Annotated in this window: 26 protein-coding genes and 1 pseudogene; 16 read left to right on the forward strand and 11 right to left on the reverse strand. The window is 65.0% G+C overall.

The annotated features are described in order from the left end of the window. Positions 1-45 precede the first annotated feature (45 nt). Together HYH07_RS27965 and hisC are read left to right on the forward strand one after the other, a co-directional pair. Positions 46-1368: a chloride channel protein gene (locus tag HYH07_RS27965; protein ID WP_220005481.1), complete on the forward strand. Its 1323-nt coding sequence runs from the start codon at positions 46-48 to the stop codon at positions 1366-1368. After that, complete coding sequence (gene hisC, locus HYH07_RS27970) at positions 1365-2423, forward strand: histidinol-phosphate transaminase (RefSeq protein WP_220005482.1); 1059 nt, start codon at positions 1365-1367, stop codon at positions 2421-2423. Before HYH07_RS27965 ends, hisC begins: the two co-directional genes overlap by 4 nt. A gap of 112 nt (positions 2424-2535) precedes the next feature. On the opposite strand, the gene HYH07_RS27975 is transcribed toward hisC, so the two are convergent. Beyond that, on the reverse strand, positions 2536-3549 hold the full coding sequence (locus HYH07_RS27975; protein WP_220005483.1) for a zinc-binding alcohol dehydrogenase family protein: 1014 nt from the start codon (positions 3547-3549) through the stop codon (positions 2536-2538). A gap of 118 nt (positions 3550-3667) precedes the next feature. On the opposite strand from HYH07_RS27975, the gene HYH07_RS27980 reads away from it, so the two are divergent. Further along, positions 3668-4045, forward strand: a complete 378-nt coding sequence (locus HYH07_RS27980; RefSeq protein ID WP_220005484.1) for a helix-turn-helix domain-containing protein — start codon at positions 3668-3670, stop codon at positions 4043-4045. Between the two features lie 37 nt (positions 4046-4082). On the opposite strand, the gene HYH07_RS27985 is transcribed toward HYH07_RS27980, so the two are convergent. Then, positions 4083-5714 (reverse strand): OprO/OprP family phosphate-selective porin, encoded by a 1632-nt coding sequence (locus tag HYH07_RS27985; protein WP_220005485.1) that lies wholly within the window; start codon positions 5712-5714, stop codon positions 4083-4085. A 312-nt stretch (positions 5715-6026) separates the two neighbouring features. Here HYH07_RS27985 and HYH07_RS27990 point away from each other — a divergent pair, with 312 nt between their 5' ends. From HYH07_RS27990 to HYH07_RS28000, 3 genes are read left to right on the forward strand one after another with little or no spacing between them, the layout of a single operon-like run. Next, positions 6027-7430, forward strand: coding sequence for a DegQ family serine endoprotease (locus HYH07_RS27990; protein ID WP_220005486.1), 1404 nt, complete (start codon positions 6027-6029; stop codon positions 7428-7430). Further along, complete coding sequence (locus tag HYH07_RS27995) at positions 7427-8761, forward strand: replication-associated recombination protein A (protein WP_220005487.1); 1335 nt, start codon at positions 7427-7429, stop codon at positions 8759-8761. Before HYH07_RS27990 ends, HYH07_RS27995 begins: the two co-directional genes overlap by 4 nt. Positions 8762-8813: 52 nt before the next feature. Next, the gene (locus tag HYH07_RS28000; protein ID WP_220005488.1) at positions 8814-10040 is read left to right on the forward strand and encodes an RluA family pseudouridine synthase; all 1227 of its coding nucleotides are present in this window, start codon (positions 8814-8816) and stop codon (positions 10038-10040) included. Between the two features lie 41 nt (positions 10041-10081). On the opposite strand, the gene HYH07_RS28005 is transcribed toward HYH07_RS28000, so the two are convergent. Then, a complete protein-coding gene (locus tag HYH07_RS28005) occupies positions 10082-10528 on the reverse strand; it encodes a hypothetical protein (RefSeq protein ID WP_220005489.1) in 447 nt (148 codons plus the stop codon). Positions 10529-10703: 175 nt separating this feature from the next. Here HYH07_RS28005 and HYH07_RS28010 point away from each other — a divergent pair, with 175 nt between their 5' ends. The 3 genes from HYH07_RS28010 (at position 10704) to HYH07_RS28020 (ending at position 13448) form a co-directional block, all read left to right on the forward strand. Beyond that, positions 10704-11489: an ATP12 family chaperone protein gene (locus HYH07_RS28010; RefSeq protein ID WP_220005490.1), complete on the forward strand. Its 786-nt coding sequence runs from the start codon at positions 10704-10706 to the stop codon at positions 11487-11489. A 64-nt stretch (positions 11490-11553) separates the two neighbouring features. Beyond that, entirely contained in the window at positions 11554-13188 is a 1635-nt protein-coding gene (locus HYH07_RS28015; protein ID WP_220005491.1) for a flagellar hook-length control protein FliK, read from the forward strand. Beyond that, positions 13185-13448, forward strand: coding sequence for an EscU/YscU/HrcU family type III secretion system export apparatus switch protein (locus HYH07_RS28020; RefSeq protein ID WP_220005492.1), 264 nt, complete (start codon positions 13185-13187; stop codon positions 13446-13448). Before HYH07_RS28015 ends, HYH07_RS28020 begins: the two co-directional genes overlap by 4 nt. A 170-nt stretch (positions 13449-13618) precedes the next feature. Here the strand turns inward: HYH07_RS28020 and HYH07_RS28025 are convergent, their stop codons facing one another. Then, positions 13619-14215: a hypothetical protein gene (locus HYH07_RS28025; protein WP_220005506.1), complete on the reverse strand. Its 597-nt coding sequence runs from the start codon at positions 14213-14215 to the stop codon at positions 13619-13621. A 138-nt stretch (positions 14216-14353) separates the two neighbouring features. After that, positions 14354-14758, reverse strand: coding sequence for a DUF4260 domain-containing protein (locus HYH07_RS28030; protein WP_220005493.1), 405 nt, complete (start codon positions 14756-14758; stop codon positions 14354-14356). A 144-nt stretch (positions 14759-14902) separates the two neighbouring features. Here HYH07_RS28030 and HYH07_RS28035 point away from each other — a divergent pair, with 144 nt between their 5' ends. Together HYH07_RS28035 and HYH07_RS28040 are read left to right on the forward strand one after the other, a co-directional pair. Continuing rightward, positions 14903-16435: an acyl-CoA carboxylase subunit beta gene (locus HYH07_RS28035; RefSeq protein WP_220005494.1), complete on the forward strand. Its 1533-nt coding sequence runs from the start codon at positions 14903-14905 to the stop codon at positions 16433-16435. Between the two features lie 137 nt (positions 16436-16572). Next, entirely contained in the window at positions 16573-16920 is a 348-nt protein-coding gene (locus HYH07_RS28040; RefSeq protein ID WP_220005495.1) for a hypothetical protein, read from the forward strand. A gap of 21 nt (positions 16921-16941) precedes the next feature. Here the strand turns inward: HYH07_RS28040 and HYH07_RS28045 are convergent, their stop codons facing one another. Then, positions 16942-17094, reverse strand: a complete 153-nt coding sequence (locus HYH07_RS28045; RefSeq protein WP_220005496.1) for a hypothetical protein — start codon at positions 17092-17094, stop codon at positions 16942-16944. Positions 17095-17479: 385 nt separating this feature from the next. On the opposite strand from HYH07_RS28045, the gene HYH07_RS28050 reads away from it, so the two are divergent. Further along, on the forward strand, positions 17480-17794 hold the full coding sequence (locus tag HYH07_RS28050; RefSeq protein WP_220005497.1) for a twin-arginine translocation signal domain-containing protein: 315 nt from the start codon (positions 17480-17482) through the stop codon (positions 17792-17794). A gap of 66 nt (positions 17795-17860) precedes the next feature. Here the strand turns inward: HYH07_RS28050 and HYH07_RS28055 are convergent, their stop codons facing one another. From HYH07_RS28055 to HYH07_RS28065, 3 genes are all read right to left on the reverse strand, one after another. Then, positions 17861-18103, reverse strand: coding sequence for a GCG_CRPN prefix-to-repeats domain-containing protein (locus HYH07_RS28055; RefSeq protein ID WP_220005498.1), 243 nt, complete (start codon positions 18101-18103; stop codon positions 17861-17863). Between the two features lie 224 nt (positions 18104-18327). Next, a complete protein-coding gene (locus tag HYH07_RS28060) occupies positions 18328-19338 on the reverse strand; it encodes an alpha/beta fold hydrolase (protein ID WP_220005507.1) in 1011 nt (336 codons plus the stop codon). A 138-nt stretch (positions 19339-19476) separates the two neighbouring features. Next, positions 19477-20175, reverse strand: a complete 699-nt coding sequence (locus tag HYH07_RS28065; protein WP_220005499.1) for a metalloregulator ArsR/SmtB family transcription factor — start codon at positions 20173-20175, stop codon at positions 19477-19479. 206 nt (positions 20176-20381) lie between these two features. On the opposite strand from HYH07_RS28065, the gene HYH07_RS28070 reads away from it, so the two are divergent. Both HYH07_RS28070 and HYH07_RS28075 read left to right on the forward strand, forming a co-directional pair. Beyond that, positions 20382-20693, forward strand: a complete 312-nt coding sequence (locus HYH07_RS28070; RefSeq protein ID WP_220005500.1) for an NIPSNAP family protein — start codon at positions 20382-20384, stop codon at positions 20691-20693. Between the two features lie 51 nt (positions 20694-20744). Continuing rightward, positions 20745-21554, forward strand: coding sequence for an oxaloacetate decarboxylase (locus HYH07_RS28075; protein ID WP_220005501.1), 810 nt, complete (start codon positions 20745-20747; stop codon positions 21552-21554). Positions 21555-21763: 209 nt separating this feature from the next. Here HYH07_RS28075 and HYH07_RS28080 read toward each other — a convergent pair whose 3' ends face one another. After that, positions 21764-22156 (reverse strand): hypothetical protein, encoded by a 393-nt coding sequence (locus HYH07_RS28080; RefSeq protein WP_220005502.1) that lies wholly within the window; start codon positions 22154-22156, stop codon positions 21764-21766. 166 nt (positions 22157-22322) lie between these two features. Here HYH07_RS28080 and HYH07_RS28085 point away from each other — a divergent pair, with 166 nt between their 5' ends. After that, positions 22323-22967 carry a trimeric intracellular cation channel family protein gene (locus HYH07_RS28085; RefSeq protein WP_220005503.1) on the forward strand — a complete coding sequence of 215 codons (645 nt, stop codon included), beginning with the start codon at positions 22323-22325 and terminating at the stop codon, positions 22965-22967. Between the two features lie 104 nt (positions 22968-23071). Here HYH07_RS28085 and HYH07_RS28090 read toward each other — a convergent pair whose 3' ends face one another. Then, positions 23072-24283, reverse strand: a complete 1212-nt coding sequence (locus tag HYH07_RS28090; protein WP_220005504.1) for a cytochrome c — start codon at positions 24281-24283, stop codon at positions 23072-23074. Between the two features lie 282 nt (positions 24284-24565). Here HYH07_RS28090 and HYH07_RS28095 point away from each other — a divergent pair. Then, positions 24566-25355: pseudogene (locus tag HYH07_RS28095) on the forward strand (indolepyruvate ferredoxin oxidoreductase family protein); the annotation flags it as partial.

Here is a 25355-nt window from a genome sequence, read left to right on the forward strand (position 1 = left end):
GCGCCCCCTTTCATTCGTGGCGAGACTGGCTAAAACGGGGCCTCCATGCTCTGGCCCTGGCCCCTCTCGACCCGCCACAAGCGCCTGTTCAGGCTGACCTCCGCACGCTGGCAGCGGCGGGCGATCTTCCTGCTCGGCGGGATCGGGGTCGGCGCAGCAGCCGTGGCGCTGGCGCAGCTTGCTGATCTCGCGCAGCACGCCTTTACACTCTTGCTGGCGAGGTCGCGCTATGCGGTGCTGACGGTGACGCCGCTCGGCTTCATGCTGTCGGCCTATATGACCCTCCGTCTATTCCCGAATGCGCAGGGCAGCGGCATTCCGCAAGCAATCGCCGCGCGGCAGCTGACCGATCAGGCTGCGCGCGAGAGCCTGGTCTCGATCCGGATCGCGATCGGCAAGATGATCCTGACGCTGTTCGGGCTGCTGTGCGGCGGCTCCGTGGGGCGGGAAGGGCCGACCGTTCAGGTCGGCGCCTCCATCATGTTCGCGCTCGGTCGTGTCTCGCCGCGCCGCCAGCCTGGATTGATCCTGGCCGGAGCCGCCGCCGGTGTCGCCGCGGCCTTCAACACGCCGCTGGCGGGAATCGTCTTCGGCATCGAGGAGATGAGCCGCGCCTTCGAGACCCGCACATCCAGCCTGATCATTGCCGCCGTGATCGCGGCCGGCCTGACCTCGCTCGCGTTGGCCGGCAATTACGCCTATTTCGGCAGCAGCGCGATGACGCTTTCGCGCGGCGCCGACTGGCTGGCCGTTCCGGCCTGCGGCGTCGTCGGTGGCCTCGCCGGCGGCCTGTTCAGCCGCGTCGTCATCGCCATGGCGCGCGGTTTCAAGAGCCCGCTCGGACGCGCGATCAAGGGCCATCCGCTGTGGTTCGCCTTTGCCTGTGGCCTCGCGGTCGCCATTTGCGGACTGGTATCCGGCGACACCATCTACGGCACGGGGTACGTGCAGGTGAAAGAGGCGCTGGATCACGGCACCCCGCTGCCGCAGGATTTTGGCGTGCTCAAGCTGCTGGCGACGAGCTTCGCCGCGATCAGCGGCATACCGGGCGGCATCTTTTCGCCCTCGCTCGCCGTCGGCGCCGGCATCGGCAGCAACATCGCCGCGTTCTTCCACGACGCGCCGCTCGGTGCGATCATGCTGCTCGGCATGGTCTCGTATTTCGCCGGCGTCGTGCAGGCGCCAATCACCGCCTTCGTGATCGTGACCGAGATGACCGACAATCACGGCATGGTGGTGCCGCTGATGGCGGCGGCGCTGATCGCGCATTTCGTCTCGCGGATGATCTGCGAGGAGGGCATCTATCACGCGCTCGCAAAGGGCTTCGTCGAGCGCGCCACGCGTCCGCGTGAGGGAGAAGGAAGATGAGCCGTTTCTGGAGCAGCTTGACGCATGAGCTGGAACCCTACGTGCCGGGCGAGCAGCCGCGCATGGCGGATCTGGTCAAGCTCAACACCAACGAGAACCCGCTTGGTCCGTCGCCGCGTGCGCTGGAGGCGATCCGGGGCGCGGCGGCCGATACGTTGCGTCTCTATCCGGACCCGCAGGCGACCGCGCTGCGGGCGGCCCTTGCCGCCTACCACGGCGTGAGGCCCGAGCAGGTGTTCGTCGGCAACGGCTCGGACGAAGTGCTGGCGCACGCCTTCGTCGCGCTGCTGAAGCACGATGCGCCGCTGCTGTTTCCCGATATCACCTACAGTTTCTATCCGGTCTACTGCCGCCTGTTCGGCATCATCTGCGAGACCGTGCCGCTCGATCAGGCCATGCAGATCCGCACCGCCGATTATCGCCGGCCGGCCGGCGCGATCATCATCCCCAATCCGAACGCACCGACAGGCATCGCGCTGTCACGTGTCGAGATCGCGACACTGCTCGACGACCACCCTGATGTGCCCGTCGTCGTGGACGAGGCCTATGTCGATTTCGGCGCCGAGACGGCGATTCCGCTGGTCGCGTCTCATCGCAATCTCCTGGTCGTGCAGACCATGTCCAAGTCGCGCGCTCTCGCCGGGCTTCGCGTCGGATATGCCATTGGGGACGCCGATCTGATCGATGCGCTGACGCGCGTGAAGGACAGTTTCAATTCATATCCGCTCGGCCGGCCTGCCCAGGAAGGTGCGATCGCGTCCCTCGAGGACGATGCTTATTTCCAGCAAGGCCGCCGTCGCGTGATCGAGGGCAGGGAACGCCTGTCCGGCGGATTGAAAAGCGCCGGTTTCGAGGTGCTGCCCTCGCTCGCCAACTTCGTCTTCGCGCGCCATCCCGCACATGAAGGTGCAGCACTCGCGGCAGCGCTGCGCGAGCAGGCGGTGATCGTCCGTCACTTCTCGGCGCCGCGCATCTCGGATTTCCTGCGTATCACCGTCGGCACGGACGCGCAGATCGATCGGCTACTCTCGGCGTTGTCGCAGATCGTGGGCTAGCGCCGCAAATCGTAGGGTGGGCAAAGCGCAGCGTGCCCACGATCTCTTGCCGCCATCGCGAGATGGTGGGCACGGCGCAAGCGCGCCTTTGCCAACCCTACGCAGCCGTTGCCTACCACCCTTCCAGCACGATCTTGCCGCGCGACTTGCCGCTCTCGAGCAGCGCGTGCGCGCGCTTGAGATTGGCGGCGTTGATTGTGCCAAAGGTCTGGTCGAGCGTGGTACGCAGCACGCCCTTGTCGATCAGATCGGCGACGTCGTTGAGCAGGTGATGTTGCGCGATCATGTCAGGCGTCTGGAACGAGGAGCGCGTGAACATCGATTCCCAGTGCACCGAGATCGCCTTGCCCTTGAACGCGGCAACCGTGAATTCCGGGGGATCGTCGATCAGGCCGAACCGGCCCTGCGGCGCCATGAACTCGGCGATGCTCTTGTAGTGCTGATCGGTGAAGGTAAGGCTCGCGACCAGCGCGACCGGCGGCAGTTTGAGCTTCTCGATCTGCTCCTTCATCGGCTTGCCGTGATCGATCACCGCATGCGCGCCGAGATCGAGGCACCATTTCTGCGATTCCGGCCGCGTCGCGGTCGCAACCACGGTGAGGCCGGTGAGGCGGCGGGCGAGCTGGATCAGGATCGAGCCGACGCCGCCGGCGCCGCCGATGATGAGAAGCGTGCGCGGATCGACGCTCTTGCCAGGGACGGCGCCGAGGCGATCGAACAGCAATTCCCACGCGGTAATGGAGGTGAGGGGAAGCGCCGCTGCCTGCGCGAAGGAGAGCGATTTCGGCTTGTTGCCGACAATGCGTTCGTCCACCAGGTGGAATTCGGCGTTGGTGCCCTGGCGCAGGATCGAGCCCGCGTAAAACACCTCGTCGCCCGGCTTGAACAGGGTGACCTCGGGCCCGACCGCATCGACGATGCCGGCGGCGTCATAGCCCAAAATCTTGGTCTCGCCCTCGGGGGGCGCGGCGCGCTTGCGCACCTTGTAATCGACGGGATTGGCCGAGATCGCCTTCACGGCGACGCGGATGTCGCGTCCCTTCGGCTCTGGCTTGGCGGTCTCGAAATCGATCAGCGCGTCCTGATCCTCGATTGGAAGCGACTTCTTGTAGCCGACGGCCTTCATGGCTTGTCTCCTCAGATGGCGTTTTCGCCCGCGTCTTACCTGTCGCGCTGGCTCCAATTTGGCAAGTACTGTACATTCGGGGATATAGTCCCTGTTTGGATACTATTGGGAAAAACGCATGAAACGGCGCGATTTTGCCCGTCGTCCGGGCTGCTCGGTCGAGGCGACGCTGGATTTGATCGACGGCAAATGGAAGGGCGTGATCCTCTATCACCTGCAGAGCGGCACCCGGCGCTTCGGCGAATTGCGCCGCATGATGCCGGGCATCACCCAGCGCATGCTCACCAAGCAGCTTCGCGCGCTGGAGGAGGACAAGCTCGTCATCCGCAAGGTCTATGCCGAGGTGCCGCCGCGCGTGGAGTATTGCCTCTCCGAGTTGGGCGAGAGCCTGCGGCCGGTGATCGATATTCTGAAAGCCTGGGGCGAGAGCCATCAGCAGCGGCTGTCCTGCGCACCGCCGCCTGATGTCGTGAGGAAGCCGAAGCGCGCGGCGTAAAGCTCCGGGAGCGGCGTGCCGCTCCCGGATGAGAGCCTCAGAACGCGACCTGCGTGCGCATCGCCACGGCGTTGAACGTCGAGCCCGTGTTCACCGAGGAGGTGGCACTTGCCTGCTTGGAGATGTCGCCATGCAGATAGTCGAGCATGAAGCGGACGTTGTTGTTGACGTACCAGTTCAGCGCCGCGGTGTAGATGGTCTGGCGTCCGCCCGCGATTCCGGCGGCGGTCGCGAGCTGATCGTTTAGATTCATCGTGCTCACGCGTCCGGCGATTTCCCAGGCACCCCAGCCGCCACCGGCCAGCGAGAAGGGATTGGCCGGCTTGATGCCGCCGTACGAGGCGCTCGCCGCATTGTAGGCTCGGCTCTCGCCGGTCAGCACATAGCCGACCTGCGCGTAGCCGCCGTCGAATTTCAGGCTCGACGCGCCGAGCGGCGGCAGGCCGGTATTCGCGGTGCGGTCGACATTGAACCAGTAATATTCGCCCTGCGCGATGAACGAGCCGTAGGTCGCGGCCGCTTCGACGCCGTAGACCTGCGCGCCTGACACATTGGCAATCGCCCCGGTCGAGATCAGCGTCGTCGGATCGATCCGCAGTTCGGGTCGGTCGCTGAGCGTCAGTGTCTGCGCCTGCGTCACCAGGTTGCGCGGCGGCTGGATCAGCCATTCCGCATCGGCACCGATATGCAAGGAGTAGCCGTTGCCGCTGATCGGGTTGCCGGCAATGCGGGCGACTGCGCCATATTGCTCGCTGCTGCCGGGCGGGGAGACGCTGGAGGCCGAGTGGATCTGGCCCGTGGTCGGTCCGGTGACATAGGCACCCACCCAGAGCTGGTCATTCCACCAGCGGGTACCGACGGCGGAGCGGAAGTCACCGGCTGCGATGTTCTGCGCGATCACGCCAGCCGAGGCGCGCTCCAGGAACATGATGTCGTTGGAGCTGGTGGACTCGTCGAGCGTCCAGGCAATGTCCATGACGCCGGCTTCTACCGCCATCTTGCCGCCGAACGGCTTCAGGCCGGTGTAGCTGAGAAAGGCATTTTCGATGCCCGACGTGCCGCCGCCGGGCAGGAAGCCGACGGCGGTGGCGCCGGCCGCACCAGTGCCGCCAAAACCGTCGGACGTGCCGCCGAAATCGTAGATCAGGGAGTAGTTCCAGTCGCCAAAGAACTTGCCGACGATGCCGATACGGGCACGGCGAATGTTCTCGCCGCTGTCGAGCTTTTGCGGCACAGTTGATGCCGTGTCGGGACGGTAGTTGTACCCCCCGACATCCCAGTGCACGCGGCTCGTGATGGCAACGCAGTTCTGCTCATCCGCGGTGCAGATGGTCGGCCGGTTGTTCGGCATCGTCACCACGACGCCTGATGGGGCCACCGGACCCTTGACCGGAATGGCCGCGTTGGCATTGGCGAGGGCGGCTTTCGCCTCCGAGCGCGCTTCAGCCTTGGCCTCGGCCTTCGCTTCCTGCCTGGCTTTCGCCGTGGCGGCCGTGTTCGCGGCGGTCTGGCTCTGGAGCTTGTCGAGCTTCTGCTCCAGCAGTTTCAACTGCTGCTTCAGGAGCGCGATCTCCTGCTCGCTGGTGCTGGCCGATTGGGCCTGGGCCTGTGAAGCCGCCAGCACGCCGGCGAGACCAATCGCCGTGGCTGCTAGTCTTGTCCTGCTCATGTCGTGCTCCATCCTTTGACGAACTTCCCCAAGTCGCAACGGGAGAGCCTAAGACTGATCGATGACTGCCCCGCGACGCGCGCGCCCGGCTCTGCGGTTCCCACTGATGCCAATTCGCCGCGACCGAATCCGCCTGGCACGAGCATGCAGGATGATGCGCATCATGCCAATCCATCGTCCCGGCAGATTGCGATTTCGCCCGCTGGGCTTGCAGGTGGGACACACCGGAAAGGGGCTGAATATTGCCGCCCGGCGCCCTTCTATTGGGGGGCGAACGCGCCTATATTCCGGCGTCTTTTCCAAGAGGTAGGGATGTTTCGAGCGAACTTGACCGCCGTCGTCACGGCATTGTGCATAGGCTTTTCGGCCCACTTCAATCCGGCGGCGGCGCAGGACCGTCGCGTGCCCTCGTCGCAGGCCGAACTGCGGTTGTCCTATGCGCCGATCGTGCAGCGGGTGCAGCCGGCGGTCGTCAACGTCTATGCCGCCAAGGTGGTGCAGAACCGCAACCCGCTGCTGGACGACCCCATCTTCCGCCGTTTCTTCGGCGGCGGCCAGCAGCAGGAGCAGGTGCAGCGATCGCTGGGCTCGGGCGTGATCGTCGACGCCTCCGGGCTCGTCGTCACCAACGTCCATGTCATCGAAGGTGCCGACCAGGTGAAGGTGTCGCTGTCGGACAAGCGCGAGTTCGAGGCCGAGATCGTGTTGAAGGACTCCCGCAGCGATCTCGCGGTGCTGCGTCTGAAGGATGCCAAGGAAAAGTTCCCGGCGCTCGAATTCACCAATTCGGACGAGCTGATGGTCGGCGACGTCGTGATGGCGATCGGCAACCCCTTCGGTGTCGGCCAGACCGTGACCCACGGCATCATCTCGGCGCTGGCGCGCACGCAGGTCGGCATCACCGACTATCAGTTCTTCATCCAGACCGATGCTGCGATCAATCCCGGCAATTCCGGCGGCGCGCTGGTCGACATGAACGGCAGGCTCGCCGGCATCAACACCGCAATCTATTCGCGCTCCGGCGGCTCGCAAGGCATCGGCTTTGCAATTCCCGCCAATATGGTGCGCGTCGTCGTCGCCTCCGCCAAGAGCGGCGGCAAGGCGGTGAAGCGGCCATGGCTTGGCGCGAAGCTGCAGGCGGTGACGCCGGAGATCGCCGAGAGTCTCGGCCTGCGTTCGCCAAGCGGTGCGCTGGTCGCGAGCGTCGTTCCCACTGGGCCTGCGGCGAAGGCCGGGTTGAAATCCTCCGACCTCATCACCGGCATCGACGGCCAGGCCGTGGACGATCCCAACGCGTTTGACTATCGCTTTGCCACTCGCCCGATCGGCGGCACAGCGCAGATCGACGTGCAGCGCAGCGGCAAGCCGCTCAAGCTGACCATCGCGCTCGAGACCGCGCCCGATACCGGCCGCAATGAGCTCGTCGTCACCGCCCGCTCGCCGTTCCAGGGCGCCAAGGTCTCGACCATCACGCCTGCGGTTGCCGACGAGCTGCATCTCGACGCCGACACCGAAGGTGTCGTCATCACCGATCTCGGTGATGACTCGCCGGCCGCCCAGGTCGGCTTCCAGAAGGGCGACATCATTCTGGCCGTCAACAACCAGAAGATCGGTAAGACCGGCGATCTCGAGAAGGCGGCGGCCGTCAACCAGCGGCTCTGGCGCATCACGCTGGTGCGCGGCGGTCAGCAGATCAACGTCACGCTGGGCGGATGAGTCCAAAGCGACCACAGCAGACGCCAACTCTCTTCGCCGCGGCGGGGCTCGATCACGATGCCCCGCATCCGCTGCCTGACAGGCTGCGGCCGCGGACGCTGTCGGAGGTCGTCGGCCAGGATCACATCCTCGGGCCCGACGGCGCGCTGACGCGCATGCTGGAGACGCGCACGCTGGGATCGCTGGTGTTCTGGGGCCCGCCCGGCACCGGCAAGACCACCGTGGCGCGGCTGCTCGCGGATGCGACCGACCTGCATTTCGAGCAGATCTCCGCGGTGTTCTCCGGCGTTGCCGACCTCAAGAAGGCGTTCGATGCCGCGCGCGCCCGCCGCGAGATGGGCAAGGGCACGCTGCTGTTCGTCGACGAGGTGCACCGCTTCAACCGCGCCCAGCAGGATTCGTTTCTGCCTGTGATGGAAGACGGCACCGTGGTCATGGTCGGCGCCACCACGGAAAATCCGTCCTTCGAGCTCAACGCGGCGCTTTTGTCCCGCGCACGTGTGCTGGTGTTTCGCTCGCTCGATGCCGCTGCGATCGAGAAGCTGTTCGCGCATGCCGAGGCAGTTGAGAGCCGCAAGCTGCCGCTCGATGCGGAGGCGAGGGCTGTGCTGGTGCGCATGGCCGACGGCGACGGCCGCGCAGCGCTGACGCTCGCCGAAGAGGTCTGGCGCTCCGCGCGCGCGGATGAGATTTTCAACGCCGCGCAGTTGCAGGACATCCTGCAACGGCGCGCGCCGATCTACGACAAGTCGGCCGACGGCCATTACAACCTGATCTCGGCGCTGCATAAATCGGTGCGCGGCTCCGATCCCGATGCTGCGCTGTATTATCTCTGCCGCATGCTCGATGCCGGCGAGGACCCGCTGTTCCTGGCGCGCCGTGTGGTACGCATGGCGGTGGAGGACATCGGCCTTGCCGATCCGCAGGCGCTCGTCATCGCCAATGCGGCCAAGGACGCCTTCGATTTCCTCGGCCATCCCGAAGGCGAGCTAGCGATCGCGCAAGCCGTGGTCTATCTCGCAACCGCGCCGAAATCGAACGCGGTCTATTCGGCCTTCGGCACGGCGATGCAGGTGGCAAAACAGGCCGGCTCGCTGCTGCCGCCAAAGCACATCCTGAACTCGCCGACCAAGCTGATGAAGTCGGAAGGCTACGGCTCAGGCTACGAATACGACCACGACGCCCCCGACGCTTTTTCGGGCCAGGACTACTTCCCTGAGGCCTTGGGACGCCAGACCTTCTACGACCCGCCCGAGCGCGGCTTCGAGCGCGAGATCAGGAAACGGCTGGATTACTGGGCCAAGCTGCGCAAGGAGCGGGGTTCGCGTTAGAGGTGGCCATTTCGCCGTGACGAAGGGCCGCTTTTAGGGTACGCAGGCAGCCATGAGCCGCCGTATCAAAAGAACCAATCAAGAGCCCCGTTCGCGCGATGAGCGCAAGGATTCGCGTCCGCATCAGTCGCGGAGCGCGAAGAAAGCGGGACCGCGTCCGGGCGGCAAGCCCAGCAAACCGCCGCGCTTTGCCGGCGAGCGCGCCGAGCGACGTCCGCCCAAGATTGCACAGAACAAGGCTGCACAGGAAAGGCGGGCATCGGAGAAGCCTGTCGAGGCGCTGCTGCCGACCAAGGTGCAGACCGTCACGGTGACGGCCGACGAGAACAACATGCGCGTCGACCGCTTCCTCGAAGCGCGCTTTCCCGGCCTGTCATTCTCCCACATCCAGCGCGTCGTCCGCAAAGGCGAGTTGCGCGTCGACGGCAAGCGCGTCGATAGCAAGGACCGGCTGGAGCAGGGCCAGAGCGTCCGCATTCCGCCGTTGAAGCTGGACGCACCGAAGGTCGTCGGCGAACTGTCGGAGGCCGCGCAGAAGACGCTCAAGGCCCTGAAGGAGATGACGATCTATGAGGACGACGACGTCCTCGTGCTGAACAAGCCCGCGGGCCTTGCCGTGCAGGGCGGCTCGGGCATGACGCGCCACATCGATCAGATGCTGGAGGCGATGCGCGACGCCAAGGGGCAGAAGCCGCGCCTCGTGCACCGCATCGATCGCGAGACCTCGGGGTGTCTGCTCATCGCCAAGACGCGCTTTGCTGCCTCGCATCTCACCGGCGCGTTCCGCTCGCGGTCCGCGCGCAAGGTCTATTGGGCGCTGGTGCCGGGCCTGCCCAAGCCGAAGCAGGGCCGCATCTCGACCTTTCTTGCCAAGGAGGAGAGCGAGGACGACACCATCATGCGCATCGCCCAGCATGGCGATGAGGGCGCCAGCCACGCCGTGACTTACTATGCGGTGGTCGAGACCGCCGGCAACAAGCTGACCTGGGTGTCGCTGAAGCCGGTGACAGGCCGCACCCACCAGCTTCGCGCCCACATGGCCCATATCGGCCATCCCATCGTCGGCGATCCCAAATATTTCAACATCGAGAACTGGCAGTTGCCGGGCGGCCTGCAAAACCGCCTGCATCTGCTCGCGCGCCGCATCGTGATCCCGCACCCCCGCGGCGGCGTCATCGACGCCACCGCGCCGTTGCCGCCGCACATGCAGCAGTCGTGGAATCTGCTCGGGCTCGATGCCAGCCGGTTCGACCCGATCGAGAACGCGCCGGAGGAGTAGGGGGCTGGGTCCGGCTGTTAACCCCGTGGCGACAGCCGCGGCTAATTCCGAAACTGCTCCAGAAACATCCGCAAGCTGTCATGCGGGCTCTCGACATCCATGATCAGCCAGCCCTCTGGACCGTTGACCAGGATGAAGTTCAGCGCGACTTTGCGGCCGTGATTGTCGAAATTCGCCGCGACGTAGGTCTTGTCGTATTGCTTGCGGGTGATCGCAATCGTGACAGGTCCGAGCTTCCAGTTCGGGCTCTGCACCAGGAAATCATAGGGCTCGCTGCGCGGCGCGGACCATGCCTTGCGCAAGGAGGGGTCGAAGAATTGCCGGGTCGTGGCATCGTCCCGCGGCAGGCCGTTCGACAGCTCCGGCGCGCCCTTGCCGTAATGGGCATAGACGTTGCGGATCAGCGATTCCGGGGTGCGAAAGCCGGCGCCGGCCGCGGCCGGCCAAAGCGCGGCGAACAGGGCCGCAATGCCCGCAAGTTCCCTCATGCCCGCCGCTCGCTTTATCGGCCACAGGTCTTACTTTAGAAGCCTAAAGCATGATCCGGAAAAGTGCGAAGCGGTTTTCCGAAAAGATCATGCTCAAACAATAACCTGAAGCGCGATGACGTTCATCCTGATCTCATCGCGCTTTAGCACTCAGCGACCGGGACCGAAAACTCACATGCGCGAATTGTTCGAAGAAGCAGCCAGCCAGCCCCCGCCGGACCCACGGGAATCGGCGCGCGCCTCCGCGCGGACGCCGCTGCGCAAGCGCTTCTACAAGGAGGCCGGCGTCACCGAGACCGAGGGCGGCTTTGCCATCACGCTCGATGGCAGGCCGATCCGCACGCCGTCCGGCCGCCAGGTAGTGATCCCGGCGCGGGCGCTGGCTGACGCCGTGGCTGCGGAATGGGCCGCCCAGGGTGAGGCGATCGACCCAGTGACCATGCCGCTGACGCGGATCGCCAACAGCGTGGTCGAGGGCGTGATCGACCGGGTCGAGCTCGTCACGGACGATCTCGCCAAATATTTCGAGACCGACCTGCTGTTCTATCGGGCCGGCCATCCCGAGGGGCTGGTTGCCCGCGAGGCCGCGCATTGGGACGGCGTGCTGTTCTGGGCCGCGGAGGCGCTGGGAGCGCATTTCATCCTCTCTGAAGGCATCATGCATGTGAAGCAGCCGGACGAGGCGCTCCGGGCTGCCCGTGCGGCGCTGCCTGGCGATCCCTGGTCCGTGGCCGCCCTCCACATGGTGACGACCCTGACCGGCTCGGCGCTGCTGGCGCTGGCCCTGGCCCACGGCGTGCGCGACGCCGACCAGGTCTGGGCCGCGGCCCATGTCGATGAGGACTGGAATATCGATCAATGGGGCGTGGATGAGGAGGCGGCCGCCCGCCGGGCCACCCGCCTCAGGGATTTCGAGGCCGCCGTCGCGGTGCTGGCGGCGGTGAACCCGCCTAGGACCTGAGGTCCTTAACGAGAGGTTTACGCCGGGGCCCTAGGGTGGGATTCGCATTCCCCGGGCCCCTGAAATGCCGACGCCGATAAGCTCGATCCTTCCGGTCAGTGCCGCCAGCCCCGTGGCTGATGCGGCAACGCCCGACCTCGTGCTCCAGGCCGGCACCGTCGTCGATGCCAGGGTCGTCAGCTTGCTCGCCGACAATCTGGTGCGGATCGCGATTGCCAACCTCTCGATGGACGTGATGTCCGAGGTGTCGCTGACCCCGGGGCAAAATCTCCGGCTCGCGGTCTCGCAGAACGACGGCACGATCAGGCTCGCCGTGGTCAACGGGGCAGGCGAGGCGAGCGCCGATCAGATCGCGCTGACGCCGACCGCAGCGTCGCTGGTCGAGAGCCCGCCGCTGGCGCCGTCGGTCAATGCGGCACGCAACACGCTGACACCTTTGGAGCAGGTCGCCGTCACCGCAGCCTCGGCCGAGGCGGTCACAAAACAGGGCAGCCAGGCGCCGCTATTCGCCAATCTCGCATCGGTCGTATCAGGCAGCGATCTGCCGGCCGGACTGAAGCAGGCCGTGCTGGACGTGCTCTCGCAGCAGACGCCACTCAACATGGCGTTGGATGGCGGCGATATCGAATCCGCGTTCCAGAAGTCCGGCCTGTTTCTCGAGGCTTCGCTGGCCGCGGGCGCAACGCCGCAGCCAGGGGCAGTGCCGGACTTGAAGGCCGCGCTGCTGGTGCTGCGCCAGACACTGGCGACGACGTCAGGCACGCCGGCGACCGCCGCGCCACAGGTCGCAGCACAGAACACAGCACCTGCGCCTGGCACTCCGGTTGTTCTGCAGACTGCAGTCTCAGCGCCGCCGGTGGCAGGCGAAACAGCACAGGCATTGCTTGCGTCGCCTGCTGCGGCGATCGCTCAATCTGCACAATTGCCGCGCGAGGCGGCGCAGGCCACAGCCGTGCAGGCCGGCGAAACGCCCCGGGCGGCTCTGCCTCACATCACCATGTCGGCGGGCCTTGCCGCGAGCCTGCTGCAAGAGGTTACGCAAAGCCTGCCGCGCCTGACCGGCAACGTGCCGGGTGCGACCAAGGCCGTTCCTGACGGCCATATCTTCGAAGCGGCTGCGCGCACGACGACGCCACCGCCGTTCCGCGGCGCGCTACCGGCGCCGCAACCCGTCGCTTCGCCGTCGCTCGCGCCCACCACACCGCTCGCTGCCGCCGTGCATCGCCTGCTCGGCGACACCGATGCTGCGATCGCGCGGCAGACGCTGCTGCAGGTCGCATCGCTGCCCGACCGCGCTGACGCCAGTGGCCATCGCAGCGACCCGACCGCGCCGCAGTGGAATTTCGAGATTCCGTTTGCGACCCCGCAAGGCACCGCGATGGCGCAGTTCGAGATCTCACGCGACGGCGGCAATGAAACGCCCGATCCCGCCAAGCGCGCCTGGCGCGCGCGCTTCACCATCAATGTCGAGCCATCAGGACCCGTGCACGCGCTGATCACGCTGAACGGCGACAAGACCTTTGTGCGGATGTGGGCCGAACGGCCGGCGACCGCGCAGCAGCTCCGCGCCGGCATCGGCGAGCTCAATCAGGCGCTGACCAAGGCCGAGCTCAAGCCCGGCGACATTATCGTGCGCGACGGCACGCCGCCGCTGGCCGCGCCGGCCCGCGCCGGGCATTTCCTGGATCGCGCCACATGAGCGACGAAGCCAAGCTCGCGATTGCGCTGCATTACGAGAAGGGTAGCGGCGCCCCCGTCGTGGTCGCCAAAGGCAAGGGCACCATCGGCGCCAAGATCGTCGAGATCGCCAAGGCCCATGACATTCCGATCGAGGAGAACGAGATTTTGGCCGGGGCGCTCTCCAAGGTCGAGCTCGGCGACGAAATCCCGCCCGACCTCTACAAGGCCGTCGCCGAAGTGCTGGTGTTCGTGCTGCGGCTCTCGGGCCGCGCGCGCTAGAGCACAACGCCAGCGCGTATCTCTCTCCACACGTCATTGCGAGCGTAGCGAAGCAATCCAAAATCTTTCCGCAGAGGGACTCTGGATTGCTTCGCTGCGCTCGCAATGACGGCGTATGCGGTGACTATCCCAGCTTGAACAGCGCCTGCAAAGACTCGAGAGAGGCAGTTTCACACCTTGTCGGCCGGCTTCTTCGCCGTCAGCGCCTGATCGATGGCAAAGCCTCCGATCTCGCTCATCGCCTGCGCGATCACGTCGCCCTTGCGCGCAAAGCCGCTGGAGAGATAGTCGAACTGGGTGCGCGCCAGCCGCAGCACCTCGATCGGCACGGTGACCGCGGTCTCGTTGAATGCATCGACCGAGGCGCGCAACGTATCGAGCTCGGTGGTGAGCTTGCCGATATGGCTCTCCGCATCCTGCATCAGGCTGAGCAGCTTGCCGCGCTCGGTGTCGAACGCGGCACGCTCGCTGGCCGCGGCTGCCGTCACCTCGGCTAGCTGCGTCCGCAGCGCGGCGATCTGGCCGACCATCGCGTCGGATGCGAGTTCGGTGGCCTCGCGCAGCTCCCCCAGGCGCTTGTTCTCTTCCTGCTGCTCGTGAAACAGCCGTTCGGCCGACATGGCCCGCTGTGTGAGTGACTCAATCAGCGCGGCCGCGCGCAGCAGCATCTCGCCGTTCCGCCCCGACACCATGCTGGCCATGCGCCGCAGGAAGTTGGTGGTCTCGGACGCGCTGTTCGGAGGCAGGGAAACGACCGTGGCGGACATGAGGTGATGCTTGCAGCCGAACGTGATGACCGCCGCCGTACCGACTGAGCTCACGCAACATTCGGCGCCAGATCGCAAGCCTGGAGCAAGCCTGAATCGCCCGGCGCGGTCAACCGGGCCGGGCTGCCAAATTTGCGGTCAGGCGCCGTTCTGCCGGCCGATCCGCCCCAGATGGGTGAAGCCGAACCCGGCGGAATATTTCAGGCCATAGCCCAGCGCCCGGTCGATGCCGATATGAGCGAGCCAGATCAAGGGGACGGAGAGGGTGAGGGGCGAGGCGAGGCCAAAAGCCAGCGTCATCAGCGCCACCGGCGCCATGTAGCTGTGGGCGGCGTTGTAGACCAGCGCACCGAATTTGGCGTCCACGAGGTACGCCAGGAAGCTCAGATCCGGCACCAGGAAGAGCAGGGCATAGACCCACCAGGAGCCGCCCCAGGTCGCATAGAGCGCGGTCATGGCCGCGAACAGAGCGAGCCCCTCGAGCCGCAGCAGGGCCCTGACGCCGCCGGTCACGGCGCCCGTCTCAACAGCTCCCTCGTCCATCGTCGCCTCCGGGGCAAAACTTTGTAATTCCTGCGCTTTCACGCTACGTCAAAGCAGCCCTGCGGCGCCGAAAGCCGCTTCCCGGCCTGCAAAATGCCGTGTTAGAACGCCCAGCACTTAAGGCTTAAGAACTGGCGGGAGCAAATGAAACATATCCTGGACGCCCTTGAAGATCGTCGTGCCGGCGCCAAGCTCGGCGGCGGGGAGAAGCGCATCGAGGCGCAGCACGCCCGCGGCAAGCTGACCGCGCGCGAGCGCATCGAGCTTCTGCTCGACAAGGGATCGTTCGAGGAGTTCGACATGTTCGTCGAGCACCGCTCCACCGAGTTCGGCATGGAGAAGAACAAGATCCCCGGCGATGGCGTCGTCACCGGCTGGGGCACCGTCAACGGCCGCAAGACCTTCGTATTCGCCAAGGACTTCACGGTGTTCGGCGGCTCGCTCTCGGAGACGCACGCGCTGAAGATCACGAAACTCCAGGACATGGCGATGAAGGCGCGGGCGCCCATCATCGGCCTCTATGATGCGGGCGGTGCCCGCATCCAGGAGGGCGTCGCCGCGCTCGCCGGTTACTCCTACGTGTTCCGCCGCAACGTGCTGGCCTCGGGCGTGATCCCGCAGATCTCCGTCATCATGGGCCCCTGCGCCGGCGGCGACGTCTATTCGCCGGCGATGACCGACTTCATCTTCATGGTGAAGAACACCAGCTACATGTTCGTCACCGGCCCTGATGTGGTGAAGACCGTGACCAACGAGGTCGTCACCGCCGAAGAGCTCGGCGGCGCCTCGGTGCACGCCACGCGCTCGTCCATCGCCGACGGTGCTTTCGAGAACGACGTCGAGACGCTCTTGCAGATGCGGCGCCTGATCGACTTCCTGCCCTCGAACAACACCGACGGCGTGCCGGAATGGCCGAGCTTCGACGACATCGAGCGGGTCGACCTGTCGCTGGACACGCTGATCCCCGATAATCCGAACAAGCCCTACGACATGAAGGAGCTGATCCTGAAAGTTGTGGACGAGGGCGACTTCTTCGAGATCGCGGAAGCCTTCGCCAAGAACATCGTTACGGGTTTTGGCCGCATCGCGGGCCGCACTGTCGGCTTCGTCGCCAACCAGCCGATGGTGCTGGCCGGCGTGCTCGACAGCGATGCGTCGCGCAAGGCCGCCCGCTTCGTGCGCTTCTGCGATGCCTTCAACATTCCGATCGTGACCTTCGTCGACGTGCCGGGCTTCCTGCCCGGCACCGCGCAGGAATATGGCGGCCTGATCAAGCACGGCGCGAAACTGCTGTTCGCCTACTCGCAGTGCACGGTGCCGCTGGTCACCATCATCACCCGCAAGGCCTATGGCGGCGCCTTCGACGTCATGGCGTCCAAGGAAATCGGCGCCGACATGAACTACGCCTGGCCGACCGCCCAGATCGCCGTGATGGGCGCCAAGGGCGCGGTCGAGATCATCTTCCGCAGTGACATCGGCGACCCCGACAAGATCGCCGCCCGCACCAAGGAATACGAAGACCGCTTCTTGTCGCCTTTCATCGCCGCCGAGCGCGGTTACATCGACGACGTCATCATGCCGCATTCGACCCGCAAGCGGATCGCGAGGGCGCTGGCGATGCTGAAGGACAAGAAGACGGAAATGCCGGCGAAGAAGCACGACAATTTGCCATTGTGAGCGTAGGGTGGATTAGCCCTGCAGATGCGCTAAGCGCATCTGCAGGGCGTAATCCAACAATCTTTTCGACGATGCATGCGGCGGATTACGGCTGCGCCTAATCCGCCCTACAATCGGGATCCGGTGTCCGCAATCCCATGACCGAAGACGATCCGACCGACGAAATCTCTGACATCGAAGATCGGATCGAGCGGCTTGCCGAGATCGCCGAGCGGTGCCGGAAGTACATCCTGGCGTCCAAGATCGCGATTGGCAGCGGTGCGGCGCTGCTCCTGGCCACCATTCTCGGGCTATTTGGATTGGGTCAGACCGCCGCGCTCGGCTCGATCGCCTTGGTGCTCGGCGGCATCGTCTCGCTCGGCTCGAACATCAGCACGTTGCGGCAGACGGACGATGCGATCGGGGCTGCGGAAGCGCGCCGGTCGGCGTTGATCGGCAGCATCGATCTGCGCGTGGTGGCCGATACGCCGATGAAGCTGGTGTGACGCTCGGGCAGGCCGCACGCATCACGCGGCGGTCTTGAGCGTCAGCTCAGACAGTTCGGCGCGGCATTCGGCTGCGAAGGCTTGAAGCTGCTCCGCCGTCCGCCGGTCGAGGATGGCTTTCGCCAGCCGCTCGGCGCGGGCAATTTGTTCTCTGAGATATGCGATGCGGGACATGGGACACCTTTCTCTGAAATGGCTTCGCGGCAATTCGTTATGGCTGTGATGACTGTAGAGCTACCGCGACGCCATGTGTGTGCGGTCGATCACATTGCCCGGGCCTTATCGCTCGCCGCGAAATGCGCCATCCGGTCTTCCCGTGCGTGAGGTCGGGCATGCGCTGTCTCCGTGCTGTCTCAGCCCTAGGACGGATGGAGACGGCGCGCTCCGACGGGGGATGCGAATTTTTTAGCAGACCGAGGACGGATAGAGCTTCGTTCCATCGGGGCTACGAATCGGTCGCCTTTTGCAGCCAACCTGAACGGCTGATTCAGCGGCGGTTCATATCGTGCCCGCGACACTTGCTCTGCATCACTTGATCGATGAATCAGAGGATTAAGTCATGGAGCGCCGGAACTTTTTGAAACTTGCATTCGGTGTCGCGGCGGGAGCTGCCGCGTTTACCGCCGCCGCGCAGGCCGCGCCGCTCGCGCCGCAAGTGCTGGGCAATGGTAGCCTGCCATCAGCCAATCCGGACGCTCATCCTGCCGTCACCACCAGCGAGGAAGCAGCCCAGCTCAAGCCGGAGCAGGTGCGCTGGGGTCACGGCCACTGGCATCACCGTCACTGGGGTTGGCATCATCGTCACTGGGGCTGGCGTCACCGTCATTGGGGTTGGCGCCATCGTTGGCATCGTCGCCATTGGCGTCACTGGTAACGCCGGGTCCGGAATGAAAAAGGGGATCGCAATCGCGATCCCCTTTTGCTGAGCAATTGCGAGAGATCAGAACGGACGGCAGCGGCCGGCGTACCAGCGGAAGCCATAGGGGCACACGCGCGGACGCACCACGACAACAGGCGGAGCAACCACGACCGGCGCGGGAGCCACGACGACCCGCTCCATCGGACGGCAGCCGCCATAGGGGCCGCGGTACCAGCCCGGGCCGCAACCACCGGCGGCGCTGGCGGACTCGCTGAAGCCGACGGCCGCGCTGGCGAGCATCATGGCGGCGAAAAGATACTTCATCTGATTTTCCTTCTGGTCCTCGGGAGCAGGTTCTTGGGAGCAAGTTCTTGGAAACAAGTTCTTGGGACAGGGGCTTAGCGCTTGCGGCGCGCAATGAATCAACAGACACGATTCGACACATTAAAACGAGTACGTGCCGTCACGTTGCGATCCAAACCTGCCAATCATGACCTGAATGCGGCATGAACATTTTTCGCGTGCGGCTTCGCGCGACATCGATGACGCTAGCGGCAGAGAAAGTCCAACACGAGCTCTCGGTACTTCTCCGGCGCCTCCAGGAAGACGAGGTGACCGGTGTCCGGAATGATCTCGGCGCGCGCATTCGGCATCTTCGCAGCCAACGCTTTTGCAAGCTCGGCATTCTGCCCCATCTTTGCGCGCAACGCTTCCGGCGCATTCGGCCGGCCCGGTGCGTTGTGGTCGTCGGCGCCCATGATGAACAGCGTCGGCTCGGTGATCTCAGCGATCTCATGCGCAACCGGCTCGCGATAGATCATCTGGCCGGATGAGACGAAGGCGCGCAGCCAGCGCGGATAGTCGGGGCTGCCCTTGATGTTGAAGCGGGCGTCGATGAACGGCGTGATCGCCTCCGGCGGCAGCTTGATCGCATAATTGGTCTGGAGCTGCTTTCGGTAGCGGTCGGCGGTGAGCTTGTCCTCGGTCTCGATGATGGTCTCGGTCGGAATCGGCGGCACGTAGAGACGATAGTCTTCGAGGCCGATCGGTGCGGTCAGCACCAGATGGGCGACACGGTCCGGATAGGCGCGGGCGATGCGCACGCCGAGCATGCCGCCGAGCGAATGCGCGACGATGTCGGCCTTGTCGATTTTGAGGTGATCAAGCAGCGCGATGGTGTTGCGCGCCAGATTGTCGAAATGCAACTCGCCCATCGGCTTGGAGGATTTGCCGAAGCCGATCTGGTCCGGCACGACCACACGATAGCCCGCGTCGTTGAGCATCTTGATGACATCAGCCCAGTAGCTCGACGGGAAATTGCGTCCATGCAGCAGCACGACGGCGCGGCCGTTCGGCTGAGCTGGGGCGACGTCCATATAGGCCATGCTGAGTTGCTCGCCGTCATTGACAACAGGCAGCAGATGCACGGGATAGGGATAGGCAAAGCCTTCGAGCGCAATGCCGTAAGGCTCGCGCTGGGGCGCGTCGGCGGCGTGGGCGGTGGCGAGTGTGGAAGCGAGCAGGGCTGCAGCGAGAGCGGTTGAGAAGATGCGGGTCATAAAAGTCTCCGTCATGCCCGGGCTTGTCCCGGGCATCCACGTGCCAGCGGCAATAAAGGCGTGGATGGCCGGGTCAAGCCCGGCCATGACGAGAGCGAGAGTTCACACGCGATTGTGTGCGTCACGCCAGTCGCGCGATCAGTCCTTGCTGTTCCCGAACAGCGCCGCGAATTGTTTCTCGCCGGTGCGGGTGAAATTCACCACACGGCTGCCGGGCGTGGCATCGCGCGCGGCCCATTTCAGCTCGGAAAAGCGCTGCATCATGGCAGCCCCGAGCGTGCCGGCGAGATGGTGGCGCCGCTCGCTCCAGTCGAGGCAGGCCTTGCAGACCGGGCGGCGCGGATGGCTGAGCATGTCGGGCGAGATCTGCAAATGCTTGGCGAGGAAGCGCTCGCCTTCCGTCGTCAGCTCGATCTCCTGCTTCTTCTGCTTCACCAGGTTGCGCGACCGAAGCGAGTCCAGCATCTGCACGCCGAGATCACCGGCGAGGTGATCGTAGCAGATCCGCGCCCGGCGCAGCGCCGGATCCTTCGGCCCGGTGCGCACGCGCATATGGCCGGTGCGCGCGGCAAGACCGGCGAGTCCTTCGAGCACGCCGGCGACGTCGTCGTCGGTGAGGCGGTAGTAGCGGTGGCGGCCCTGCTTCTCCGGCTCGACCAGCCCGCCGGCCTCGAGCTTGGCCAGATGCGAGCTCGCGGTCTGCGGCGTGATGCCGGCCTCCTGCGCCAGTTCGCTGGCCGTGAGCGCGCGGCCGTTCATCAGCGCCGTGAGCATGTTGGCGCGGGCGGGATCGCCGACCAGCGCGGCGACCATGGCGATGTCGGGTCCTGATTTCATGCTTCGATGGTAGCCGAAGCATTGTGGTCGAGCAAGAGCGTAGCGTCTCACCAAGTCGTCATTGCGCGCACCCGTAGGGTGGGCAAAGGAGCGGAGTGACGTGCCCACCAATCGTCGTTGCGAAGAGACGAGGTGGGCACGCTTCGCTTTGCCCACCCTACGAGCCTGCGCTCGCAATGACGGTGTGGAAATAGGAGAGCCCAAACATGTCCGTCACCGTCTTCATCCGCTACCAGCTCGATCCCTTCAAGCGCGCGCAGTTCGAGGACTATTCGAAGCGCTGGCTGACCATCATCCCGAAATGTGGCGGCGACCTGATCGGCTATTTCATGCCGCATGAGGGCACCAACAACATCGCCTTCGCGCTGATCACCTTCGAAAGCCTCGCCGCCTACGAGGCCTATCGCGCGCGGTTGCGGCAGGACGCGGAAGGGATGGCGAACTTCCATTTCGCCGAGGACAACAAGTTCATCCTGGCGGAAGAGCGCACCTTCCTGCGCAAGGTGGCATTGGACTAGCGCCGTCCTGCGAGCGTGCCTATCTCTGCGCGGCCAACAAGGGAGAGAAACATGCATGTGACAACGGCTGACAAGCGCGCGACGTTCAGGAAGCTGCACGAGAGCGGCTGCTTCATCCTGCCTAATCCGGTCGATGTCGGCGGCGCCAAGGCGTTGCAGCATCTCGGTTTCAAGGCGATCGCCTCGTCGAGTGCGGGCTTTGCCTGGACCATCGGCAAGGCCGACAATCGCGTCACCGTGGAGGACGTCTGTCAGCATCTGGCAGCATTGAGCTCGTCCGTCGACATTCCCGTGAACGCGGATTTCGAGGGCGGTTTTGCCGTCGAGCCGGACCAGGTCGCCGAAAATGTCGAGCGTGGCGTGCGCACCGGCGTCGCCGGCCTGTCGATCGAGGATTCCACCGGGGACAAGGACAAGCCGCTCTATGATCGCGCGCTTGCAGTCGAGCGCATCAAGGCCTCGCGCAAGGCGATTGGCGACAGTGGCACGCTGCTGGTTGGCCGCTGCGAAGCTTATCTCTGGGGTGTCACCGATCTCAAGCTCGTCATCGACCGGCTCACCGCTTACGCCGATGCCGGTGCCGATTGCCTCTACGCGCCGGGCTTGAAGACGCGCGAGGACATCGCCGCTGTGGTGAAGGCCGTCGCGCCAAAGCCGTTCAACCTGTTGATCGGCGGCTCCGGCCTGTCGCTGAAGGAGGCCGAAGATCTCGGCGTGCGCCGCATCAGCGTCGGTGGCTCGCTCGCCCGCGCCGCCTGGGGCGGCTTCATGCGCGCGGCGAAGGAAATGGCGGAGAAGGGGACGTTTGGCGAACTGGCCGGCGGCTATCCCGGCGGCGAGCTCAACAAGATGTTCAGCTAGCTCCCAAAGTAAAGCGGCGGGACCTTTCGATCCCGCCGCTCTCTCATCCTCTCGATGTCATGCTCCGCGCAGGCAGGGCATCCAGTACGCCGCGGCTTCTCGATTCGACTACAACCGTCTCGGAGTACTGGATTGCCCGGTCGAGCCGGGCGATGACAGTTGTGTGCTACGCGAAGACAGTCGTGCCGTTATTTCGGACAGTCGTGCCGTTATTTCGCGCCGTCAGACGGCGTCTGCGTATCCGGCGCCGGCTTGCTCGGCGCAGCACCCGTGGTCACGCCCGGCGCAGCGTTGTTGCGCGGCGTCACGTCACGCATGCCGGGAGGCGCGGCCGGATTGGTCGACGGAGCCTGCTGCGCGGTCTGCGTGGCAGGGGTATTGCTCGCCTGGTTGCCTGAGTTGGTATTGTTCAAGCCATAGAACACGGCGCCCAGCACAAGGGCGATCGCCACCGCGAACAGCGCGATCTTGCCGCTGGAGGCGGGGCCTTCGCCGAGCTCGGGATCAGCCTGAAGATCGGCATCCCGGCGCGCCGCGCGAAGATACTCATCGTCGGCGAGGTTCGGGCGGTACGGATCGTTGGGAAAACGGTCGTCAGCCATCGATTGGGTCTCCTCGTTGATTGCCCCCAGACAACCCTCGGCTGAGAGATTCTGTTCCGGGTTCCCTAGTGCTTTCGTCGGAGGTTGCCCCGCCCGGGGGAATCGGGAACCTGTTCATGCTGGAACTCCGCGCGTAAGTTCCGCCGCAAAGAAGGGGAATAAAGCGATGTGGAGCCTGCCGCCGAGCGATAGCGTGCTGCATTTCCTTTCTTTGGTTGCGGTCGCCGCGCAAGGCATGACCGCCGCACTCGCCGCCGGCCGCCGCAGCATGGATTGGCTAGGGGTCTGCTTCCTCGGCTGCATCACCGCGCTTGGCGGCGGCACGCTGCGCGACCTCTTGCTCGGACACTATCCTCTGTCCTGGGTGCAGCACCCGATTTACCTGGCGCTCGCCGGCGGCGCGGCCTTCCTCACCATCCTGTTCGCGCGTCTCGTGCACCGGCTGAAGATCGCCTTCATCGTGCTCGATGCCATCGGTCTTGTCGTCTTCACCATGGCCGGCTGCGACATCGCCTGGCAGATGGATGCCTCGCTGCCGATCGTGATCGTCTCGGGCATGGTGACGGGCTGCGCCGGCGGCGTGTTCCGCGACGTGCTCTGCAACGACGTGCCGCTCTTGTTTCGCTCCGAGCTCTACGCCAGTGTCTCGGTGGTGACGGGGCTGTTCTATGCCACCGCGTTCGGCCTCAATCTCAACGCCGAGCTCTGGACCATCCTGACTTTTGTCCTCGGCATCAGTTTTCGTCTCCTCGCCGTGCGTTACAAATGGGAGATGCCGAAATTCGTGTTCGCGGGAGATGAGGAGCGGTAGTAGCTCTATCCAAGTCGTCATTGCGAGCGCAGCGAAGCAATCCAGAAATCCCACCGCGGAAAGACTCTGGATGGCTTCGCTGCGCTCGCAATGACGGAAGACAGCTACGGCGCCTGCCTGCGCGCCTTCGCCACCTGCGCCGGCGTCACCAGCAAGCCGGCATTGCCCCAGGAATTGCGGATATAGTTGGTGACCGCGGCGATCTCCGCATCCGACAATTGCTTGGCATAGCCGGGCATCTCGCCGGTGTTCGGCGCGCGCGGCGTCGTCACGGTGTGGGCGCCGTCGAGAATGACGCGCAAGGTCGAGGAGGGGTTGATGGATTGCAGCAGCGCATTGCCCGGCAGCGGCGGATAGATGCGGGGCGCGCCGGAGCCGTCGGCTTCATGGCAGGCGATGCAGAATTTTGCGTAGACCGCCTGGCCCGCTTTCATCTCGGCCGCCTCGGGCGGCGCCACGATGGTCTCGCGCCGCGCCGGCGGCAGGCTCTTCAAATAGATCGCGATCGCTCGGATGTCGGCATCGCTCATCTTCGAGGTCGAGTTGACGATCACCTCAGCCATCGGCCCGTCGGCATGACTCCTGGCGTTGCGGCCGCTCTGGAGATATTCGGTGATGTCCTCAGTGCTCCACGATTGCAGCCCGGTCCGCGCAGCGCCATCGAGGCGCGGTGCGTACCAGCCGTCGAGCTCGTTGCCGGTCAGCGCCTGCGCGCTCTTGTCTCCGCCCAAAGCGTTCTTCGGCGTGTGGCAGGCGCCGCAATGACCGAGCCCGGTGACGAGATAGCCGCCCCGATTCCATGCTGCGCTCTTGTTCTGGTCCGGCTCGAACAGGCCAGGTGTGAAGAACAGCAAGTTCCAGCCGCGCATCAGGAAGCGATAGTTGAGGGGCCAGTGCAGCTCCGGCGGCTTGTTGCGGCTGACGACGGGCGCGAGGGTGCCGAGATAGGCGCGGATCGCCAGCGTGTCGTCCTTGGTCATCCGCGTGAAGTAGGGGTAGGGGAAGGCCGGGTAGTAAAGCGAGCCGTCCGGCGCGGTGCCATAGCGCAAGGCGCGGGTGAAATCGGCGTCGGTCCAGGCGCCAATCCCGGTGTCGCGATCAGGCGTCAGGTTCGGCGCATAGATCGCACCGAAGGGCGTGTCGATGCGTTTTCCCCCCGCGAAGGGCTTGGCGGGATCGGCGGTGTGGCAGCCCGCGCAGTCGCCGGCCTCGACCAGCGTCTTGCCGTAGGCGATCAGCTCGGGCGACGGCTCGGCGGCGAGAGCGGCCTCCAAAACCGCACTGCACAACAGCGCAACAGCCAGAATCGTCCGCATCGAAAGCCTGCTCCTGCGACCATCAGTCGAATGCCCAATCATAGCGGCGTCATGTCGTTTCGCGACAGCGGGGGTATGGTGACACAAATTGAAAATCGCCAATGTCTTTCCCGCCACGAAATTGCGTTTTTTTCCCGTCGCCGCGAAAGGTCCAGATTTGTGATGCGCTGCGTTAAATATCCGACATAGAGTGGCAGAGGTGGTCGCCGTGCCCTAGCTGAAAACAACGGGCAGGCAACGGCTTAGGCAGCCAAACGCTCAAAAGGGCGGAAGAGGACAAGAATGGGCATCAACCAGGGTCCGATCAGTCTCGATCAGAAATACACGCAAGGCACCGGCCATATCTTCACGACGGGCATCCAGGCGCTGGTCCGTCTGCCCATGGCGCAGATCAGGCGCGACCGCGCCGCCGGCCTGAACACCGCGGGCTTCATCTCCGGCTACCGCGGCTCGCCGCTCGGCGGGTACGACCAGCAGCTTTTCGCCGCGCGAAAGCACCTCGAGCAGTACAACATCAAATTCCAGCCCGGCGTGAACGAGGACCTGGCGGCGACCGCCATCTGGGGCTCGCAGCAGCTCAACCTCTCGCCCGGGGCCAAATATGACGGCGTGGTCGGTATCTGGTACGGCAAGGGCCCCGGGGTCGACCGCTGCGGCGACGTCTTCCGCCACGGCAATGCCGCCGGCTCCGCCAAGAACGGCGGCGTGCTATGCCTTGCCGGCGACGATCACGGCGCCAAATCCTCCACCGTCCCGCATCAATCCGACCACGCCTTCATCTCGGCGCTGATGCCCTATCTCTATCCTTCGAGCATCCACGAGATGATCGAGATGGGTCTGCTCGGCATCGCGATGTCGCGCTATAGCGGCTGCTGGGTCGGCATGAAGGTGATCACGGAGACGGTGGAGACCACCGCCGAGATCGACCTCACCGACGAGATGAAGCCCTTCATCATCCCCAGCGATTTCGAGCTGCCGCCCGGCGGTCTCAACCTGCGCTGGCCCGACGATCGCTTCGAGCAGGACCGGCGCCTGCAGGACTACAAGGGCTTTGCCGCGATCGCCTTCGCAC

Origin of the sequence: Bradyrhizobium sp. BR 10261, assembly GCF_019455395.1 — a bacterium.
Classification (GTDB): Bacteria; Pseudomonadota; Alphaproteobacteria; order Rhizobiales; family Xanthobacteraceae; genus Bradyrhizobium; species Bradyrhizobium manausense.

Excerpts from the sequence above, each read along its gene's own strand:
- HYH07_RS28045 (WP_220005496.1), bottom strand. The coding sequence starts at position 17,094 with ATGTCCCGCATCGCATATCTCAGAGAACAAATTGCCCGCGCCGAGCGG.
- HYH07_RS28055 (WP_220005498.1), bottom strand. The coding sequence starts at position 18,103 with ATGAAGTATCTTTTCGCCGCCATGATGCTCGCCAGCGCGGCCGTCGGC.
- HYH07_RS28025 (WP_220005506.1), bottom strand. The coding sequence starts at position 14,215 with ATGTCCGCCACGGTCGTTTCCCTGCCTCCGAACAGCGCGTCCGAGACC.
- HYH07_RS27975 (WP_220005483.1), bottom strand. The coding sequence starts at position 3,549 with ATGAAGGCCGTCGGCTACAAGAAGTCGCTTCCAATCGAGGATCAGGAC.
- HYH07_RS28060 (WP_220005507.1), bottom strand. The coding sequence starts at position 19,338 with ATGACCCGCATCTTCTCAACCGCTCTCGCTGCAGCCCTGCTCGCTTCC.
- HYH07_RS28035 (WP_220005494.1), top strand. The coding sequence starts at position 14,903 with ATGAAACATATCCTGGACGCCCTTGAAGATCGTCGTGCCGGCGCCAAG.
- HYH07_RS28075 (WP_220005501.1), top strand. The coding sequence starts at position 20,745 with ATGCATGTGACAACGGCTGACAAGCGCGCGACGTTCAGGAAGCTGCAC.
- HYH07_RS28085 (WP_220005503.1), top strand. The coding sequence starts at position 22,323 with ATGTGGAGCCTGCCGCCGAGCGATAGCGTGCTGCATTTCCTTTCTTTG.
- HYH07_RS28020 (WP_220005492.1), top strand. The coding sequence starts at position 13,185 with ATGAGCGACGAAGCCAAGCTCGCGATTGCGCTGCATTACGAGAAGGGT.
- HYH07_RS28090 (WP_220005504.1), bottom strand. The coding sequence starts at position 24,283 with ATGCGGACGATTCTGGCTGTTGCGCTGTTGTGCAGTGCGGTTTTGGAG.
- HYH07_RS28015 (WP_220005491.1), top strand. The coding sequence starts at position 11,554 with ATGCCGACGCCGATAAGCTCGATCCTTCCGGTCAGTGCCGCCAGCCCC.
- HYH07_RS27965 (WP_220005481.1), top strand. The coding sequence starts at position 46 with ATGCTCTGGCCCTGGCCCCTCTCGACCCGCCACAAGCGCCTGTTCAGG.
- HYH07_RS27985 (WP_220005485.1), bottom strand. The coding sequence starts at position 5,714 with ATGAGCAGGACAAGACTAGCAGCCACGGCGATTGGTCTCGCCGGCGTG.
- HYH07_RS28050 (WP_220005497.1), top strand. The coding sequence starts at position 17,480 with ATGGAGCGCCGGAACTTTTTGAAACTTGCATTCGGTGTCGCGGCGGGA.
- HYH07_RS28030 (WP_220005493.1), bottom strand. The coding sequence starts at position 14,758 with ATGGACGAGGGAGCTGTTGAGACGGGCGCCGTGACCGGCGGCGTCAGG.
- HYH07_RS28010 (WP_220005490.1), top strand. The coding sequence starts at position 10,704 with ATGCGCGAATTGTTCGAAGAAGCAGCCAGCCAGCCCCCGCCGGACCCA.
- HYH07_RS27980 (WP_220005484.1), top strand. The coding sequence starts at position 3,668 with ATGAAACGGCGCGATTTTGCCCGTCGTCCGGGCTGCTCGGTCGAGGCG.
- HYH07_RS28040 (WP_220005495.1), top strand. The coding sequence starts at position 16,573 with ATGACCGAAGACGATCCGACCGACGAAATCTCTGACATCGAAGATCGG.
- HYH07_RS27990 (WP_220005486.1), top strand. The coding sequence starts at position 6,027 with ATGTTTCGAGCGAACTTGACCGCCGTCGTCACGGCATTGTGCATAGGC.
- HYH07_RS27995 (WP_220005487.1), top strand. The coding sequence starts at position 7,427 with ATGAGTCCAAAGCGACCACAGCAGACGCCAACTCTCTTCGCCGCGGCG.
- HYH07_RS28005 (WP_220005489.1), bottom strand. The coding sequence starts at position 10,528 with ATGAGGGAACTTGCGGGCATTGCGGCCCTGTTCGCCGCGCTTTGGCCG.
- HYH07_RS28000 (WP_220005488.1), top strand. The coding sequence starts at position 8,814 with ATGAGCCGCCGTATCAAAAGAACCAATCAAGAGCCCCGTTCGCGCGAT.
- HYH07_RS28065 (WP_220005499.1), bottom strand. The coding sequence starts at position 20,175 with ATGAAATCAGGACCCGACATCGCCATGGTCGCCGCGCTGGTCGGCGAT.
- hisC (WP_220005482.1), top strand. The coding sequence starts at position 1,365 with ATGAGCCGTTTCTGGAGCAGCTTGACGCATGAGCTGGAACCCTACGTG.
- HYH07_RS28080 (WP_220005502.1), bottom strand. The coding sequence starts at position 22,156 with ATGGCTGACGACCGTTTTCCCAACGATCCGTACCGCCCGAACCTCGCC.
- HYH07_RS28070 (WP_220005500.1), top strand. The coding sequence starts at position 20,382 with ATGTCCGTCACCGTCTTCATCCGCTACCAGCTCGATCCCTTCAAGCGC.